20 protein-coding genes and 1 pseudogene are annotated in these 17625 nt (G+C 68.8%); 10 read left to right on the top strand and 11 right to left on the bottom strand.

The window, feature by feature from the left end; translation table 11 throughout:
• Positions 1–10 precede the first annotated feature (10 nt).
• The 3 genes from map (at position 11) to R2K23_RS17975 (ending at position 1962) form a co-directional block, all read left to right on the top strand.
• Entirely contained in the window at positions 11–817 is an 807-nt protein-coding gene (gene map / locus R2K23_RS17985; protein ID WP_316511464.1) for a type I methionyl aminopeptidase, read from the top strand.
• Between the two features lie 35 nt (positions 818–852).
• Positions 853–1356: a MarR family winged helix-turn-helix transcriptional regulator gene (locus R2K23_RS17980; protein ID WP_316511463.1), complete on the top strand. Its 504-nt coding sequence runs from the start codon at positions 853–855 to the stop codon at positions 1354–1356.
• Between the two features lie 198 nt (positions 1357–1554).
• Positions 1555–1962 carry a hypothetical protein gene (locus R2K23_RS17975; RefSeq protein ID WP_316511461.1) on the top strand — a complete coding sequence of 136 codons (408 nt, stop codon included), beginning with the start codon at positions 1555–1557 and terminating at the stop codon, positions 1960–1962.
• Here the strand turns inward: R2K23_RS17975 and mmsB are convergent.
• From mmsB to R2K23_RS17920, 11 genes and pseudogenes are all read right to left on the bottom strand, one after another.
• Positions 1911–2786 carry a 3-hydroxyisobutyrate dehydrogenase gene (mmsB, locus tag R2K23_RS17970; protein ID WP_316511460.1) on the bottom strand — a complete coding sequence of 292 codons (876 nt, stop codon included), beginning with the start codon at positions 2784–2786 and terminating at the stop codon, positions 1911–1913. The two genes, R2K23_RS17975 and mmsB, sit on opposite strands and share 52 nt — an antisense overlap.
• Positions 2787–2802: 16 nt before the next feature.
• Complete coding sequence (locus R2K23_RS17965) at positions 2803–3963, bottom strand: acyl-CoA dehydrogenase family protein (protein WP_316511459.1); 1161 nt, start codon at positions 3961–3963, stop codon at positions 2803–2805.
• A gap of 25 nt (positions 3964–3988) precedes the next feature.
• On the bottom strand, positions 3989–5509 hold the full coding sequence (locus R2K23_RS17960; protein WP_316511458.1) for a CoA-acylating methylmalonate-semialdehyde dehydrogenase: 1521 nt from the start codon (positions 5507–5509) through the stop codon (positions 3989–3991).
• 122 nt (positions 5510–5631) lie between these two features.
• Positions 5632–6237 carry a dTDP-4-dehydrorhamnose 3,5-epimerase gene (gene rfbC / locus R2K23_RS17955; protein WP_316511457.1) on the bottom strand — a complete coding sequence of 202 codons (606 nt, stop codon included), beginning with the start codon at positions 6235–6237 and terminating at the stop codon, positions 5632–5634.
• Between the two features lies 1 nt (position 6238).
• A complete protein-coding gene (gene rfbB, locus R2K23_RS17950) occupies positions 6239–7234 on the bottom strand; it encodes a dTDP-glucose 4,6-dehydratase (protein ID WP_316511456.1) in 996 nt (331 codons plus the stop codon).
• 23 nt (positions 7235–7257) lie between these two features.
• Positions 7258–8115 carry an LLM class F420-dependent oxidoreductase gene (locus R2K23_RS17945; RefSeq protein ID WP_316511455.1) on the bottom strand — a complete coding sequence of 286 codons (858 nt, stop codon included), beginning with the start codon at positions 8113–8115 and terminating at the stop codon, positions 7258–7260.
• 19 nt (positions 8116–8134) lie between these two features.
• A pseudogene (locus tag R2K23_RS17940) lies at positions 8135–8299 on the bottom strand (LLM class F420-dependent oxidoreductase); the annotation flags it as partial.
• 48 nt (positions 8300–8347) lie between these two features.
• The gene (locus R2K23_RS17935) at positions 8348–9796 is read right to left on the bottom strand and encodes an ATP-binding protein (protein ID WP_316511454.1); all 1449 of its coding nucleotides are present in this window, start codon (positions 9794–9796) and stop codon (positions 8348–8350) included.
• 9 nt (positions 9797–9805) lie between these two features.
• Positions 9806–11470 (bottom strand): NAD(P)/FAD-dependent oxidoreductase, encoded by a 1665-nt coding sequence (locus R2K23_RS17930; protein WP_316511453.1) that lies wholly within the window; start codon positions 11468–11470, stop codon positions 9806–9808.
• Between the two features lie 54 nt (positions 11471–11524).
• Positions 11525–12979: a flotillin family protein gene (locus R2K23_RS17925; RefSeq protein ID WP_316511452.1), complete on the bottom strand. Its 1455-nt coding sequence runs from the start codon at positions 12977–12979 to the stop codon at positions 11525–11527.
• A gap of 31 nt (positions 12980–13010) precedes the next feature.
• Entirely contained in the window at positions 13011–13517 is a 507-nt protein-coding gene (locus R2K23_RS17920) for an NfeD family membrane protein (RefSeq protein WP_316511450.1), read from the bottom strand.
• Positions 13518–13814: 297 nt separating this feature from the next.
• Between R2K23_RS17920 and infA the strand changes: the two genes are divergently transcribed.
• The 7 genes from infA (at position 13815) to rplQ (ending at position 17614) form a co-directional block, all read left to right on the top strand.
• Positions 13815–14036: a translation initiation factor IF-1 gene (gene infA / locus R2K23_RS17915; RefSeq protein WP_003418601.1), complete on the top strand. Its 222-nt coding sequence runs from the start codon at positions 13815–13817 to the stop codon at positions 14034–14036.
• 52 nt (positions 14037–14088) lie between these two features.
• Positions 14089–14202 carry a 50S ribosomal protein L36 gene (rpmJ, locus tag R2K23_RS17910; protein ID WP_003879483.1) on the top strand — a complete coding sequence of 38 codons (114 nt, stop codon included), beginning with the start codon at positions 14089–14091 and terminating at the stop codon, positions 14200–14202.
• Between the two features lie 213 nt (positions 14203–14415).
• Entirely contained in the window at positions 14416–14790 is a 375-nt protein-coding gene (rpsM, locus tag R2K23_RS17905; protein WP_126335147.1) for a 30S ribosomal protein S13, read from the top strand.
• 6 nt (positions 14791–14796) lie between these two features.
• A complete protein-coding gene (gene rpsK / locus R2K23_RS17900; protein ID WP_316510898.1) occupies positions 14797–15213 on the top strand; it encodes a 30S ribosomal protein S11 in 417 nt (138 codons plus the stop codon).
• An 18-nt stretch (positions 15214–15231) separates the two neighbouring features.
• Complete coding sequence (gene rpsD, locus R2K23_RS17895; protein ID WP_316510897.1) at positions 15232–15837, top strand: 30S ribosomal protein S4; 606 nt, start codon at positions 15232–15234, stop codon at positions 15835–15837.
• 81 nt (positions 15838–15918) lie between these two features.
• The gene (locus R2K23_RS17890; RefSeq protein ID WP_316510896.1) at positions 15919–16971 is read left to right on the top strand and encodes a DNA-directed RNA polymerase subunit alpha; all 1053 of its coding nucleotides are present in this window, start codon (positions 15919–15921) and stop codon (positions 16969–16971) included.
• Between the two features lie 61 nt (positions 16972–17032).
• Positions 17033–17614 (top strand): 50S ribosomal protein L17, encoded by a 582-nt coding sequence (gene rplQ, locus R2K23_RS17885; protein WP_316510895.1) that lies wholly within the window; start codon positions 17033–17035, stop codon positions 17612–17614.
• Positions 17615–17625: the final 11 nt, after the last annotated feature.

Here is a 17625-nt window from a genome sequence, read left to right as displayed (position 1 = left end):
GCGCTGACTCATGGTGTCGATCCCCGGACTGCGCAGCCGCAAGGTCGTCGCGCGGCGTAGCGCCGCCGAACTCGACGCCATGGCCGTCGCCGGGGCGTTGGTGGCCGCGGCCCTGCGCGCGGTGCGGGCGGCCGCCGCGCCGGGAGTATCCACCCTGGAGCTGGACGGCGTCGCCGAGGCGGTCATCCGCGACGGTGGCGGTGTCCCGTCGTTCCTGGGCTACCACGGCTTCCCCGCCACCGTGTGCTCCTCGGTCAACGACCGCGTGGTGCACGGCATCCCGTCGGCCACCGAGATACTCGCCGCCGGCGACCTGGTGTCGATCGACTGCGGCGCCATCGTCGACGGCTGGCACGGCGATTCGGCGATCACCTTCGGGGTGGGCACGCTGATCCCGGCCGACGAGGCGCTGTCGGAGGCGACCCGGGAATCGATGGAGGCCGGGATCGCCGCGATGCTGCCCGGCAACCGGCTCACCGACGTCTCGCACGCCATCGAACGCGGCACCCGCGCCGCGGAGGCCAAGCACGGCCGCCGGTACGGCATCGTCGAGGGCTACGGCGGGCACGGCATCGGCCGGGAGATGCACCTGGATCCGTTCCTGCCCAACGAGGGCGCACCGGGCCGCGGCCCGCTGCTGGCCCCCGGTTCGGTGTTGGCCATCGAGCCCATGCTGACACTGGGCACCGTGAAGACCCGGATTCTCGACGACGAGTGGACCGTCGTCACCACCGACGGTTCGCGGGCCGCGCACTGGGAGCACACGGTCGCGGTCACCGAGGACGGGCCGCGGATCCTGACACTTCCGGCGGACTGAGCCCGACCCCGCCCGCATGGGGTATGAATGTGCCGATGGTCGATTCCGTGGAGTCGCGCGACCCGATCGCGCAGGCGCATGCAAACTGGGAGCGGTCGGGCTGGGGTGATGTCGCCGACGGCATGGTCGCGGTGACCTCGGTGATGCGGGCGCATCAGATTCTGCTCGCGCGGGTCGAGACCGCGCTGCGGCCTTATGATCTGAGCTTTTCCCGCTTCGAACTGCTGCGGCTGCTGGCGTTCAGTCGCAGCGGGGCGCTGCCGATCACCAAGGCCTCGGACCGGTTGCAGGTGCACGTCACCAGCGTCACGCACGCCATCCGTCGGCTGGAGGCCGGCGGGCTGGTCCGTCGGCTGCCGCATCCGACCGACGGGCGCACCACGCTCGTCGAGATCACCGAGTTGGGCCGGTCGACGGTGGAGGACGCGACGGTCACGCTCAACGAGAAGGTGTTCGCCGACATCGGGATGTCGCAGGAGCAGTCCCGCGCGCTGGTGGACTCGATCGAAACCCTGCGCCGGCACGCCGGCGATTTCTGACGTCGGGCCGAACGGCCGGTGAACGGGCGGTGTACTGGTAGCTCGGCACACACCCCTGGCCTGAGGCGGCGGTGAGTGACCCGTCACATTGATTCGCCATGGCTACCCAAAACCGGCGGTGGAGCTCTATTCTCTGTGCCGAGAAGGTTTGCTGGATGATTCCGGCGCCATCCGGTAGGCAAATGGGAGAGGTTCGCTATGCGCAGGGGTTGGCAGGTGCTCGGGGCGGCGGCGATGCTGGGGGCGTTCCTGGCGCTGTGCGTGCCGCTGTCACTGCGCGTCGTCGACCGCGCCGGTCAGCCCATCGCCTGCGGCACCGGACTGCAGCCCGACACCTCCGTGGCGCGGTACGTCGACACGCTGAACGCACAGTTGCGGGCCCAGGGTGGCGCGGCGTTCGTAGCGAGCGACTACGTGGGGGAGTGCGCCGCCCTGATCGGTGATCGTCGGGCGGTGGCGGGCACCGTCGCCGGCGTCGGTGCGGCGGTCCTGCTGACGGCGTTGACCGCGCCCGCGGCCATCGGTGCTCGACGGGTCCGCGTGCCGGCGGCGGGTTACTTGCCGCGCAGGAGTTCGATCACCGCGCTGAAGTCCTTGTCGGCATGATCGGCGGCGAACTCGGCGTAGATCTCGGCGGCGTGACTGCCCAACGGGGCGGCGGAGCCCGTCGAGGAGACCGCGGCCATCGCCAGCCCGAGATCCTTGTTCATCAACGCGGTCGCGAAGCCGGGTTTGAAGTCGTTGTTGGCCGGTGAGGTCGGAACCGGGCCCGGCACCGGGCAATTCGTGTGCACGGCCCAGCAGTTGCCGGTGGCGCCGGTGATGACGTCGAACAGCGACTGTGCCGACAGGCCCAGCTTCTCGGCCAGGACGAACGCTTCCCCGATCGCGATCTGCTGCACCGCCAGCACCATGTTGTTGCAGACCTTGGCGGCCTGACCGGCACCGGCGAGGCCGCAGTGCACCACCTTGGCCGCCATCGGCTCGAGGACCGCGCGCGCCCGCTCCACGGCGGCATCCTCGCCGCCGACCATGAACGCCAGGGTGCCGGCGACCGCCCCCTTGACGCCGCCGGACACCGGGGCGTCGAGTTGGGCGAAGCCGGCATCGGCGGCGAGCTTGTTGACCTCGCGCGCGTCGTCCACCGAGATGGTCGAGCTGTCGATGAACAGGGCGCCGGCCTTGGCCGCGGGCAGTATCTCGGCGTAGCAGCGTTTGACCACATCGCCGTTGGGCAGCATCGTGATCACCACGTCGGCGCCGTCGACCGCCTCGGCGCCGCTGCCGAACACCGCGGCACCCTTTTCGGCGGCGGCCTGCGCGAGCGCTTCCACCGGGTCGAAACCGCGCACGGTGTGCCCGGCGGCAAGCAGGTTGGCCGCCATCGGCCCGCCCATGTTGCCCAAGCCCAGGAATGCGATCGTCGTCATTGCCAACCTTCTTCCGTTAACCGGCGGCCCTGGCGCGGGCGGCCTCGGCCCGGCCGATGACCACTCGCATGATTTCGTTCGTGCCCTCGAGGATGCGGTGCACGCGCAGGTCGCGCACGATCTTCTCGAGGCCGTACTCGCACAGATAGCCGTAACCGCCGTGCAACTGCAGCGCCTGATCGGCGACCTCGAAGCAGGCGTCGGTCACGTAACGTTTGGCCATCGCGCACAATTCGACCTTGTCGGGCGCTCCGGCGTCAAGAGCGGAAGCGGCGCGCCACAACATGATTCGCGAGGTTTCCAACGCGGTGGCCATATCCGCCAGGGTGAACCGGATGGTCGGTTCGTCCAGCAGCGAGCCGCCGAAGGCCTCCCGGTCGCGGACGTAGGCGGCCGCCTTCTCGTGCGCGGTCCGCGCCCCGCCCAGGGAACAGGCGGCGATGTTGATCCGGCCGCCGTTGAGCCCGTTCATCGCGATGCCGAAGCCGGCGCCCTCGCCCTCGGCGCCGCCGAGCAGCGCGTCGGCCGGAACCCGGACCTTCTCGAGGATCACCTGCGCGGTGGGCTGCGCGCTCCAGCCCATCTTGGCCTCGTTGGCGCCGAAACTCAGCCCCGGCGTGCCCTTTTCGACCACGAACGCGGAGATCCCGCGCGGCCCCTCGGCGCCGGTGCGGGCCATCACCACGTAGACGTCGGAGGCCCCGGCGCCGGAGATGAACTGCTTGACGCCGTCGAGGACGTAGTCGGACCCGTCGCGCACCGCCCGGGTGCGCAACGCCGAGGCGTCCGAACCGGCGCCCGGTTCGGTGAGGCAATAGCTCGCGATCGCCTCCATGGAGGCCAGCCGCGGCACCCAGGTCTTGCGCTGCTCCAGGGTGCCGTAGCTGTCCACCATCCACGCGCACATGTTGTGGATCGAGATGAACGACGCGATCGTCGGGTCCGCGGCCGCGAGTTCCTCGAAGATCCGCACGGCGTCGAGCCGCCGCAGGCCGCTGCCGCCGACGTCCTCGTTGCAGTAGATGCCCGCCATGCCCAACTCGGCGGCCTCGCGTAGCACATCGGTGGGGAAGTGCTTGGTCTCGTCCCACTCCAGCGCATGCGGCGCAAGGCGTTTGGTCGCGAACGCGGCCGCCGTCTCGGCGATCACGCGTTCGTCGTCATCCATCTCAAACATGTTCAGCTCGACCTACGTCCGGTCCCTACTTGAAGGTGGGGATGACGAACTCGGCGCCATCCTTGATGCCCGACGGCCAGCGCTCGGTGACGGTCTTGACCTTGGTGTAGAACTGGATCGACGCCGTCCCGTACTGGTTGAGGTCACCGAAGCCGGAGCGCTTCCAGCCGCCGAAGCTGTGATAGGACACCGGAACCGGGATGGGCACGTTGACGCCCACCATGCCGACCTGCACCCGGGAGACGAAGTCGCGGGCGGCGTCGCCGTCGCGGGTGAAGATCGCCACGCCGTTGCCGTACTCGTGCTCGGACGGCAGCCGCAGCGCCTCGTCGTAGTCCTCGGCTCGCACGATGCACAGCACCGGGCCGAAGATCTCGTCGGTGTAGATCGACATCTCGGGGGTGACGTTGTCGAACAGGGTGGGGCCGATGAAATAGCCCTTCGACAGGTCTTCGTCGCCGAAGGCCAGGTCGTCGCTGCCGCGCTCGCGGCCGTCGACCACCAGCTCGGCGCCGGCCTCGACGCCCTGCTTGATGTAGTCGCGGACCCGCTCCAGGGCGGCGCCGGTGACCAGCGGGCCGTAGTCGGCCTTGGGGTCGAGGCTGTGGCCGACCCGCAGCTGGCTGATCCGCTCGACCAGCCGATTACGGAGGCGATCCGCGGTGTCCTTGCCCACCGGGACGGCCACGCTGATGGCCATGCAGCGCTCGCCGGCGCTGCCGTAGCCGGCGCCGATCAGGGCGTCCACGGCCTGATCCAGGTCGGCGTCGGGCATCACGATCATGTGGTTCTTGGCGCCGCCGAAGCACTGGGCGCGCTTACCGTTGTTGGCCGCGCCGGAGTAGATGTACTGGGCGATGTCCGAGGAGCCGACGAAGCCGACGGCCTGGATGTCGGGGTGCTCCAGGATGGCGTCGACCGCCTCCTTGTCGCCCTGCACCACCTGCAGCACGCCGTCGGGCAGGCCGGCCTCGGTGAACAGCTCGGCCAGCCGCAGCGGCACCGAGGGGTCGCGCTCGGACGGCTTGAGGATCAGCGCGTTACCGCAGGCCAGCGCCGGGCCGGCCTTCCACAGCGGGATCATCGCGGGGAAGTTGAACGGGGTGATGCCGGCGACCACGCCGAGCGGCTGGCGGATCGAGTAGACGTCGATGCCGGTGCCGGCGTTCTCGGTGAACTCGCCCTTCATCAGGTGCGGGACGCCGACGGCGAACTCGATCACCTCGATTCCGCGCTGGATGTCGCCGTGCGAGTCGGCCACCGTCTTGCCGTGCTCCTTGGACAGGAGTTCGGCCAGCTCGTCGGCGTTGGCGTTGACCAGCTCGATGAACTTCATCAGGATCCGCGCGCGGCGCTGCGGGTTGTAGGCCGCCCATTCCTTCTGGGCTGCCACGGCCGAGGCCACGGCGGTGTCGACGTCGGCCTTGGAGGCCAACAGCACCTGAGCCTGGACGCTGCCGGTGCTGGGGTTGAGCACATCGGCGGTACGGGTGGAGGAGAGGTCGCTACGACGTCCATCGACGAAGTGCGGAATCTTTGAGGTCATGAGACGTCCTGCGGAGAGTCGGAGCAGAGATACTTGCATATCCTAGTAAATGGGAATGGCGCCGCGCAAGACCTTGTCGAAGACCGTCGGTCGGGGACGCCCGGGGTGGGCGGCGGGGTGGCCTAAGCCAGGCCGGCGATGAAGTCCTGGGTGTCCTGCCAGCTGGGCAGCAACCCGGCGGCCTTGACTTCGGCCAGGCTGGGGGCGGCGGCATCGCGTTCCGAGATCACCCGCGTGGTGCCGAAAACCGTTTCCGGCCAGTCGATCCCGATCTCCGGATCGGTCGGGGAGATGGTGTGTTCGCGCTGCGGGGCATAGCCGGCCGAACACAGATACATCACCGTCGAGTCGTCCTCGAGCGCCAGGAAGCCGTGGGCCAGGCCCTCGGACAGGTACACCGAGTTGCGGGTCTGCTCGTCGAGCCGCACCGAATCCCACTGGCCGTAGGTGGGCGAGCCCACCCGCACGTCGGCCACCACGTCGAACACCGCGCCGCGCACACACGTGACGTACTTGGCCTGGCTGGGTGGCAGCTGGGCGAAGTGCAGGCCGCGCAGCACGCCGGCCGAGGACACCGAGCAGTTGGCCTGCCGCAGGTCCAGCCGGTGCCCGGCGAACTCGCGGAACTCGGCATCGGTGAACCATTCGAAGAAGGTGCCCCGGTCATCGGTGCGCAGCACAGGGGTGATCTCGTAGGAGCCCGGGATCTTCAGTTCGCGAAAAGCCATATCACTGTCCCCGCTGTGCGTATTGGTCTTCGACGGCGTCCTTGAGCGGCGACCACCAGTCGGGGTTGTCCCGATACCAGTCGATGGTCGCGCGCAGGGCGTCGTCGAACTCGGTGTGCGCCGGCGCCCAGCCCAGCTCCTGCTGCAGGACCGTGGGGTCGATCGCGTAGCGCAGGTCGTGGCCGGCGCGGTCGGTGACGTGGTCGAAGTCGTCGGGATCATGCCCCATGATCGTCAGGATCGATTGCAGCACAGTGATATTCGAACGTTCGTTGGATGCGCCGATCAGGTAGGTGCGCCCGGCGGTGCCGTCTTCGAGGATCCGGCGGACCGCGCTGTTGTGATCGTCGACGTGGATCCAGTCACGCACGTTGGCCCCGGTCCCGTACAGCTTGGCGCGCCGGCCCGTGAGCAGGTTGGTGACCTGGCGCGGGATGAACTTCTCCACATGCTGGTAGGGGCCGAAGTTGTTGGAGCAGTTGGAGATCGTGGCGCGCACGCCGTAGGACCGCACCCAGGCGCGCACCAGCATGTCGGCGCCGGCCTTGGACGCCGAATAGGGGCTCGACGGGTTGTACGGGGTGGCCTCGGTGAAGCGTTCCGGGCTGTCCAGCTCCAAATCGCCGTACACCTCGTCGGTGGAGATGTGATGCAGCCGGATGTTGTGCTTGCGTACGGCCTCCAGCAGGGTGAACGTGCCCATGATGTTGGAGTGCAGGAACGGGGTGGGGTCCGACAACGCATTGTCGACGTGGGTCTCGGCGGCGAAATGCACGACGGCGTCGCAGGACCCGACCAGCTTGTCCACCAGCGTCGGGTCGGCGACATCGCCCTCGACCAGTTCGACGGCGTCCTCGACGGGCGCGAGCGCGGTGCGACTGCCCGCGTAGGTGAGGGCGTCGAGCACGGTCACCTCGTCCTCGGGATGTTCGCGCACGGTGCTCTGAACGAAGTTGGCGCCGATGAATCCGGCACCACCGGTGACCAGCAAACGCATGAGTGCAGACCCTACCCGTGGTGTCAGCCCCGGGCCGTGAGGCCCAGCGGCCCGGCCAGGTCGGCCAGGGTGGGCACCAGGTCCTCGGGCTTGCCGAGCACCTGGATGGCGACGTGGTCGGCGCCGAGTTCCAGATGTTCGGTCAGACGCGCCGCGATCGCGTCGGGCGTGCCGTGGGCGACCACCGCGTCGATCAGCCGGTCGGCGCCGGGGCTGGCGACCTCCTCGGCGGTGAAGCCCAGCCGGCGCCAGTTGTTGACGTAATTGGACAGCCCCAGGTAGAAGTCGACGGTCTGGCGGCCCAGTTCGCGGGCCTGGGCGGCATCCCGGGTGAGTGCCACCTTGTGCTCGGGCGCCAGGAACACCGAGTTGCCGACGAGGCCGCGGGCGCTGGCGGTGTGCTCGGGGGTGGTCAGGTAGGGATGCGCGCCGGCGCTGCGCTGCGCCGACAGCCGCAGCACCTTCGGGCCCAGCGCCGCGATGACCCGACGGCTGGTCGGCACGGTCTTGGCGTCCAGCGCGTCGAGGTAGTCGACCAGGGCGTCGAGCGGCTTGACGTACTGCTCGGTGTGCTCGGGATGACCCACGCCGATGCCCAGCAGGAACCGTCCCGGGTAGGCCTTTTCGATGCGGTGATAGGACTCGGCGACCTCGGCGGCCGGAGCCGTCCAGATGTTGACGATCCCGGTGGCCAACTGCAGCGACTCGGTGGCGGCCAGGATGGGTTCGGCGAAGTCGAGGTCCGCCGCCGGTGAACCACCCACCCACAGCGCGCCGTAGCCGAGCTTCTCGATCTCGGCGGCGGTATCCGGACTCACCGGGCCGGGCGTCCAGACGCCGAAGCGGCCGAGTTCGGGCTTGAGCGAAACTGCGTCGGTCATCGAGGGTCCATCCGTGTCGCTAGGCGGCGCCGGCGGTCAGGCCCAGGGGGCCGGCCAATTCGGCGAGGGCACCCACCAGCTTGTCAGTTCCGGTGAGCACCTGCACAGGCACGTGGTCGGCGCCGGCCCGCAGATGCGCGCGCAGTTGCGCGGCGACCTGCTCGACGGTGCCGTGCGCGACGACTTCGGCGGCCATGGTCATGCTCAAGGAGAACCCGCGGGCCCCGGCCGGCTATTCCGCGCCCGGCGCCGGCGCTTGGCGCGGCAGGCACACGGTGAAGCGGGTGTCGCCGGGCTTGGACTCCACCGACAGGCTGCCGCGATGCTTCTCGACCACCACCCGCCAGGCCAGATCCAGACCGAGCCCGGTGCCCTCGCCCGTCGGCTTGGTGGTGAAGAAGGGGGTGAAGATCTTCTCGACGATGTCGTCCGGAATGCCCGGGCCGTCGTCGCAGATCTGGACGCGGATCATCGTGTCGTTGTCGGTGTTGGTCCGTACCGTCAGGGTCCCGCGGCCGCCCATCGCGCCGATGGCGTTGTCGATGAGGTTGGTCCACACCTGGTTGAGGTCGCCGGGGTAGCAGGCGATCTCGGGTAGGTCGTGATCCATCTCCTTGACCAGGGTCACCGGCTTGTTCTTGCCCGCGGGGCCGAGCTTGTCGCCGAACATCATGATGGTGCTGCGCAACAGCTCGTTGACGTTCGCGTTCTGGTAGGTGCCGCGGTCCATCTGGGAATACTGCTTGGCGCCGGCCAGCAGCGCCGAGATGCGCTTGCTGGCCTCGGCGATCTCCTGGATGCGCAGTTCGGCGTCGATGGTGTGCCGCAGCCAGCCGATCGCGCTCGGCAGTAGCGCGGTGTCGACGGTGTTCGCCACCTGGTCCAACCAGGCGACGTCCAGGCCCGCCTCCACGAACGTCGATGCGTAGTCCCAGGCGTGGGGCACGCCGCGGTCCTCGAACCATTGGCCCAGCTCGTCCTCGCGATCCGACGATTCCAGGGCGGAGGATTCGCCGCGAGCCGTCTCGGTCAGCTTCTCGGCGACCTCGTCCTGGACGGTGACCAACTTCCGCAGCGCCTCCGGGGTGAACCTGCCCTCGGCCAGCATCGCCAGCTTGTACCGCATCTTGCCGATGTGCTCGCGCAGGTCGGCCACTGCGCGGGCGGTCGCCGCCGCCGGATTGTTGAGCTGGTGGGTCAGCCCGGCGGTGATGGTGCCCAGCGCGAGCAGCCGTTCGCGCTGGCCGATGAGTTGGCGCTGTCGTTCCCCGCCAATCATGTGCCCCTCCAACAGGTGCACGGCCATCGGGAACTGGGTTCGCATGAACTCGGCGAAGTCGGGGGCGGGCAGGACGAACATCCGCGACGGCCGGGTGAGCCGCACCGAGGTCGGATACTCGGGCGCGCCCCCGGGGAGGTAGGCCGACCAGGCGCCGCAGTACACCCCGCGCTGCGCGGTCCGGTTGGTCTCGATGTCGACGCCGCCGGAACGCTTCGACATCACCAGCTCACCGTCGATCAGCACATACAGGCACGTCGCCGGTGCCCCCTCGGCGAACAGGGGGCCCACCGGAAACGTCTCGATTCGCCCTGCGGCACAGAGCACGTCGAGTTGCTCGTCGGAGAGCCGCTCGAACAGGAACAGTGTCCGCAATTCGTCGGCACGGCAGTCCTCGGACATCGCGACCCCCTAGGCCTCGGCCAGATACCGGTGCACCAGCATCACCGCCATCGATCCCTCGCCGACGGCGGCAGCCACCCGTTTCGCCGACTCCGCCCGGACATCGCCGGCCGCGAAGACGCCGGGGACGCTGGTCTCGAGATGGTGCGGCGGGCGGTCCACGGTCCAACCGGACACCTCGCGCAGATCCGGCCCGGCCAGGATGAACCCGTGGTCGTCGCGCACCACGACACCGTCGAGCCAGTCGGTGCGCGGTTCGGCGCCGATGAAGATGAACATCCGGCCGCAGCGGAAGTTCGACTGCGCCCCGGTGCGGATGTCCTGCAGGCAGATGCCCTCCAGGCGCCCGTTGCCGTGGACGGCGTGCACCACGGTGTGGGGCAGTTCGGTGATCTTGTCGTTGCCCCGGATCTGCTGAACCAGGTAGTGCGACATCGACTCATCGAGGGTGCGACGGCTGACGATGGTCACCGATCTCGCGGTGCGGGACAGGAACATCGCCGCCTGGCCCGCCGAATTGGCGCCGCCGATGACGTAGACGTCGTCGTCGGCGCAGTCGGCGGCAACCGACGACGTCGCCCCGTAATGCACCCCGGCGCCCGTCAGCCCGGCGCACCCCTCCGCCGGTAGCTGCCGGTACTCGACGCCCATCGCCAAGATCACCGCGCGGGCGCCGATGCAGCGGCCGTCGGAGAGCCTGACGGTGCGCGCGGCCCCGTCCACCTCGAGGGCGGTCGCCTCGGCGGCCGTGATCAGTTCGGCGTCGAACTTCTCGGCCTGGCGGCGGGCCCGCTCGGCCAGCTGGGAGCCCGACAACCCGTCGGGGAAGCCGAGATAGTTCTCGATGCGTGAGCTCTGGCCGGCCTGACCGCCGGTGGCGGTGCGCTCGATCAGGACGGTCGTCAGCCCCTCCGAGGCGCCGTAGACCGCGGCGGCCAGACCGGCCGGACCGCCGCCGATCACCACCAGGTCGTAGAAATCCTCGGCCGGGGTGGTGGTCAGCCCCAGGGTGGCCGCCAGCTCGGCGTCCGACGGCGCCACCAGCGTCCGGCCCGCTTCGGTGATCACCACCGGCAGCGTCATCCCGTCCAGCCCGGCCGCCTCCAGCAGGCGCTGGCCCTTGGCTTCGTCGGCGCGAAACCAGCTGTAGTGCAATCGGTTTCGGGCAAGGAACTCACGCACCTCCGAAGACCGCGCATTCCAGGGGTGGCCGATGATCTTGGTGTGCGGGATGGCCCGGTCGCCGGTGGTGCGCCACGCGTCGATCAACGCGTCGATGACCGGATACAGCTTCTCCTCCGGCGGGTCCCACGGCTTGAGCAGATAGTGGTCGAGGTCGACGACGTTGATGGCATCGATGGCCGCATGGGTGTCGGCGTAGGCGGTCAGCAGCACCCGACGCGCCAGCGGGAACAGATCCATTGCGGCTTCGAGGAACTCGATGCCGCTCATCTGCGGCATCCGGTAGTCGGCGACGAAGACGGCCACCGTCTCGCCGCGCAGTTTGAGTTCGGTCAGGGCCGCCAGCGCATCCGGGCCCGACTCGGCGCGCACAATCCGGAAGTGCTCGCCGTAGTGGCGGCGCAGATCCCGCGCGACGGCCCGGGAAACCCCGGGATCGTCGTCGACGGTCACGATGACGGGTTTGCGGCTCTGCGACTCTGATCCGGGCATTGCGCCAAGTATGCGCCGGTCAGTCCGATCCCGCGGGGCGACCGACGAACCGGGCTACTCCGCGGGCGCCGGGTCGCCCGGGGTCGCGACGGGCTCGCCGTTGCCGTGGTTGAGCATCGCGGCGACGTCGATACCAGAGGACTTCAGCGCCTCGATGGTCTTGGCGACCGCCAGCGGGCTCACCCCGAGCAGGCCGCCCACGGCGTCCTGGGTGTCCGCGGATCCACCGATGATGGACAGCCGCTCGATCTCGGCGAGCGGGGCCGCGGCGGCCTCGGTGGACTTGACCACCGAGGCCAACACGTCTGGCAGCATCTGCAGCCGGGCCGCCTCGCTGGAGTAGCTGTTCAGCGCCGCGGCGATCTGCTTCTTGCCCTCCGCCTCGGCCAGCAGCTTCGCCTTGATGCCGTCGGCCTCGGCCTCGCGTTCGACCCGCAGCGCGTCGGCGGCGGCCTTGCGCGCGTCGGCCTCGGCCACACCGGCCTGCCGCGCCGCCTCGGCCTGGGCCTGGGCCGCCAGGATCGCCGCCTGGCGCTGGCCCTCGGCCAGGGCGATGTCCGCCTGGCGCTGGGCCTCGGCCGGGGCGATCACGTCGGCCTGCAGCGCGGCCTGGGCCTGCTCGGCGCGGCGCTGCTCGACCTCGATGCGGGCCTGCACCCGGGCGGCCTCGGCCTGCTCGACGGCGATGCCGACGTCCTTCTGGGCGCGGGCGTTGGCCAGCGGACCGGCCTGGTCGGCCTGGGCGTTCTCGGCCTCGGTCTGGGCGCGCAACCGGGCCAGTTCGACGTCGCGGCGCTGGTTGGCGGTGGCGATCGCGGTGTCGGCCTCGGCCTGGGCCACCGAACCCTCCTGGCGCGCCTTGGCGGACTGGATCTGGGCGTCGCGTTCGGCCTCGGCCGTGCCCACCGCGGCGTCACGCTTGACCTCGGCGATGCGCCGCTGGCCCAGCGACTTCAGGTAGTCGTTGGCGTCGGAGATGCCGGCGATCTTGAGCACGTCGACTTCCATGCCGATGCGGGCCAGGTCGCCGCCCGCCTCGTCGACCACGCTGCGCGCCAGGCTGTCCCGGTTGGAGTTGAGGTCCTCGACGGTCATGGTCGCGGTGATGCCGCGCAGGCTGCCGGCCAGGATCTCGTTGATCTGGCGCTGCAGCTCGTTCAGGTCGGAGGTGAGGAAGCGTTGCACGGCGGTCTGCACCGCCTCGTCGGCCGACCCGATCCGGACCAGGCCGACCGCCTCGACGTTGACCGGCACGCCGTTGTTGGACAGCGCGTTCTGCAGGTTGATGCTTACGTTGAACGGTTCCAGGCTCATGATGTCGACGCGTTCGATGCCGGGCATCCGGAACCTGGCCCCGCCGCGCACCACCTTCGGGGTGCCGCGCCCGGTGAACACGGCCACCTCGTTGGGCGGCACCTTGATGTAGTTCTTGACGTAGATCAGGGGGAGTGCGACCAACAGCAGCAGCGCTGCGATCGCGGCGATGGCGATGATCATCAGGGTGGACATCGGTCGACCTTTCTGGCGGTGGCGGGGTTCGTCAGGACTCGGGCACCGCGACGACGTGGACGAAGTCCGTGTCGACGTCGGAGATGTACACCGGGGTGGACTTGCGCAGGGTTTCCGGCTCGGCGGTGACCGCGCGGGTGTGCACGCGGTTGCCGTCGGCGTCGACGAAGCTGATCTCGCCCCAGCCGTTGGGCTCGACGTCGAGGGTGACGGTGCCGAGCCGGCCGATGTAGGAGAGCCGGCCCTGGGTGGAATTGGCCTCCTGCCGGCGCAACAGCGGCAGCACCACTCCCTGCAGCGCGACGACCAGCACGATCGCGCTGAGGGCGGCGATCACCCCGGCGGCCACCGCCCCGACGCCGGCCAGCGTGCTGACCAGCCCGCCGGTCCCGGCACCGAGCAGCCCGGCGGACAGACTGGTCAGGCTCAGGAAGGGCAGGCCGTCACCGTCGCCGCCGAGATCGAGGTCGGTGAGCAACAGCGTCGCGAGCACGGCGATTCCGCCGACCGCGAACGCGGCCACGTAGACAGCGGTCACGGGGGCTCCCTTCGGCGCTCGGCCTCGAGTCGGCGCTGCGCAATGATCTTCGCATCCCCGTCGGCAGTCCCGCTGCACGAATTTTGGCGCCCGGGCACCGAGCGGGTATCGTGGACCAACGGTGCGGCCACCGCGCCGGCTTCCTGCGTGCTTCTCCGACAGTCCTGGAACTTCCAGGGGTGGATTTCACGTTTACCGTAGTCGCGGCTGTGGCTGCCCACCAGGGCGCAAACGAAGTACATACATACGAAACCGACATAGTTACGAAACACCAGACGACAGGATCGCCAAGAAGTTATGGCCAAGAAAGACGGTGCCATCGAGGTCGAGGGCCGCGTGGTCGAGCCTCTGCCCAATGCGATGTTCCGCATTGAGCTGGAGAACGGACACAAGGTGCTCGCGCACATCAGCGGCAAGATGCGGCAGCACTACATCCGCATCCTCCCTGAGGACCGCGTCGTGGTGGAGCTCTCTCCCTACGACCTGTCCCGCGGCCGCATTGTGTACCGCTACAAGTAAGCCGCCCCGCAACACAACCCCCGTACGAGACAGAGAACAGGATCGAACAGCCGTGAAGGTGAACCCGAGCGTCAAGCCGATCTGCGACAAGTGCAGGGTGATCCGCCGGCATGGGCGGGTCATGGTGATCTGCTCCGATCCTCGCCACAAGCAGAGGCAGGGTTAGGCCGGTCGGCCCCGCGCTTTACCGGGCCGGCTCACCGCCGTCGCAGCACCACAACTTAATGCAGACCTCCCAGCACCACTGAGCAGCCCGGCGCCACCGCGCCACCAAGAGGACGCAGTACTGCTCATCACGTTCGGCACGGAGGCCGGACCCCGCCAGCAGGCGGGAACGGACTGGGAACAGACCTCCGCATAGAGAAGGAAGCACACCACTGTGGCACGTCTAGTGGGCGTTGACCTCCCGCGCGATAAGCGCATGGAGATCGCGCTGACCTACATTTACGGCGTCGGCCGTACCCGCTCCCAGGAGATCCTGGCGGCGACCGGGATCGACCGGGATCTGCGCACCAAGGACCTCACCGATGACCAGCTGACCCAGCTGCGCGACTACATCGAGGGCAACCTCAAGGTGGAGGGCGATCTGCGCCGCGAGGTGCAGGCCGATATCCGCCGCAAGATCGAGATCGGCTGCTACCAGGGCCTGCGGCACCGCCGTGGCCTGCCCGTGCGCGGCCAGCGGACCAAGACCAATGCGCGCACCCGCAAGGGCCCCAAGCGCACCATTGCCGGCAAGAAGAAGGCCAGGTAACCCCTGATGGCAACAGCAAAGAAGGCGGCCGCCGGCCCCAAGAAGGGCAAGACCACTCGTCGCCGGGAAAAGAAGAACGTCCCGCACGGTGCCGCTCACATCAAGAGCACGTTCAACAACACCATCGTGTCCATCACCGATCCCCAGGGCAACGTCATCGCCTGGGCGTCCTCGGGTCACGTCGGCTTCAAGGGGTCGCGTAAGTCGACTCCGTTCGCCGCGCAGTTGGCGGCGGAGAACGCCGCCCGCAAGGCCCAGGAGCACGGCGTGAAGAAGGTCGACGTGTTCGTCAAGGGACCGGGTTCGGGCCGCGAGACCGCGATCCGTTCATTGCAGGCCGCCGGCCTCGAGGTGGGCGCCATTTCCGACGTCACGCCGCAGCCGCACAACGGCTGCCGTCCGCCCAAGCGGCGCCGGGTCTAGGGAAGAGGGATTTAGACAATGGCTCGTTACACAGGACCGGTGACCCGCAAGTCGCGCCGTCTGGGCGTCGACCTGGTCGGCGGCGATCAGTCGTTCGAGAAGCGCCCCTACCCGCCCGGACAGCACGGCCGCGCGCGGATCAAGGAGAGCGAATACCGCCTGCAGCTGCAGGAGAAGCAGAAGGCCCGCTTCACCTACGGCGTGATGGAGAAGCAGTTCCGTCGCTACTACGAGGAAGCTCAGCGCCGCGCCGGCAAGACCGGTGAGGAGCTGCTGCAGATCCTGGAGAGCCGGCTGGACAACGTCGTGTACCGCGCCGGTCTGGCGCGCACCCGCCGGATGGCCCGTCAGCTCGTCAGCCACGGCCACTTCACCGTCAACGGTGTCAAGGTGGACATCCCGAGCTACCGGGTGTCGCAGTACGACATCATCGACGTGCGGGAGACCTCGCTGAACACCGTGCCGTTCCAGATCGCTCGCGAGACCGCGGGTGAGCGCCCCATCCCGTCCTGGCTGCAGGTCGTTGGCGAGCGGCAGCGCATCCTCGTCCATCAGCTGCCGGAGCGGGCTCAGATCGACGTGCCGCTCGCCGAGCAGCTCATCGTCGAGTTCTACTCGAAGTAACAGATGGGTCGCCGGTCAATCGGGCCGGCGACCACCTAACGGCATCAAATAGCGGGTGCCGAGAAGGAGAAGAGAAACACCATGCTGATTTCTCAGCGACCCACACTGAGCGAAGATGTCATCGCCGACAACCGCTCGCAGTTCGTCATCGAGCCGTTGGAGCCGGGCTTCGGTTACACCCTCGGCAACTCGCTGCGGCGCACGCTGCTGTCGTCCATCCCGGGCGCGGCGGTCACCAGCATCCGCATCGACGGGGTGCTGCACGAGTTCACCACCGTCCCCGGGGTGAAGGAAGACGTCACCGACATCATCCTGAACCTCAAGGGCCTGGTCGTGTCGTCCGAGGAGGACGAGCCGGTCACCATGTACCTGCGCAAGCAGGGCCCGGGTGAGGTCACCGCGGGCGACATCGTGCCGCCGGCCGGCTGCACCGTGCACAACCCCGACATGCACATCGCGACCCTGAACGACAAGGGCAAGCTCGAGGTCGAGCTGGTCGTCGAGCGGGGCCGTGGCTACGTGCCCGCCGTGCAGAACAAGGCCTCGGGCGCCGAGATCGGCCGCATCCCGGTCGACTCGATCTACTCCCCGGTGCTGAAGGTCACCTACAAGGTGGAGGCCACGCGCGTCGAGCAGCGGACCGACTTCGACAAGCTGATCCTCGACGTCGAGACCAAGAACTCGATCAGCCCGCGCGACGCGCTCGCGTCGGCCGGCAAGACCCTGGTCGAGTTGTTCGGCCTGGCGCGGGAACTCAACGTCGAGGCCGAGGGCATCGAGATCGGGCCGTCGCCGGCCGAGGCGGATCACATCGCCAGCTTCGCGCTGCCGATCGACGATCTGGATCTGACCGTCCGGTCGTACAACTGCCTCAAGCGCGAGGGTGTGCACACGGTGGGCGAGCTGGTGGCCCGCACCGAGTCCGATCTGCTGGACATCCGCAACTTCGGTCAGAAGTCCATCGACGAGGTCAAGATCAAGCTGCATCAGCTGGGTCTCTCGCTCAAGGACAGCCCGGCCACCTTCGATCCGTCCGAGGTCGCCGGTTACGACGTCGCGACCGGCACCTGGAACAGCGAGGCCGGCTACGAGGCGGAGGACAACCAGGACTACGCCGAGACCGAGCAGCTCTAACAGAATTACCGTCCCGGTCCTACCTGATACGGGGGCCGGCCCCATTTAGGAGATAGTCGCAATGCCCAAGCCCACCAAGGGCCCTCGCCTCGGCGGGTCGTCCTCGCACCAGAAGGCGCTGCTGGCCAACCTGGCCACCTCGCTCTTCGAGCACGGCCGGATCAAGACGACCGAGCCGAAGGCCCGGGCGTTGCGGCCGTACGCGGAGAAGCTGATCACCCACGCCAAGAAGGGCACGCTGCACAACCGGCGTGAGGTGATGAAGAAGATCCGCGACAAGGACGTCGTGCACAGCCTGTTCGCCGAGATCGCGCCGTTCTACGCCGATCGCGACGGTGGATACCTGCGCATCATCAAGGTCGAGAACCGCAAGGGCGACAACGCGCCCATGGCGGTCATCGAACTGGTGCGGGAGAAGACCGTCACCGACGAGGCCAACCGGGCCCGCCGGGCGGCGGCCTCGCAGGCCAAGGCCGAGCAGCCGGTTGCCGCCGCGGCGGCACCGCAGGCCGCCGTCGAGCCGGAGGCGGCCGACGGCCCCACCGCCGACGACGTCACCGAGACCCCGGCGGCCGAGGCCACCGAGGTCGAGGAGGCCGGCCAGGCCGAGGCGGCCGACGCCGAGGACGACGCTGCCAAGTAGCAGAGACGCCG

The sequence above is a fragment of the Mycolicibacterium sp. MU0050 genome (genome assembly GCF_963378085.1).
Taxonomy (GTDB): domain Bacteria; phylum Actinomycetota; class Actinomycetes; order Mycobacteriales; family Mycobacteriaceae; genus Mycobacterium; species Mycobacterium wendilense.
Note: the sequence above shows the minus strand (reverse complement) of the source record. Positions and strands in the feature narration are given on the sequence as shown.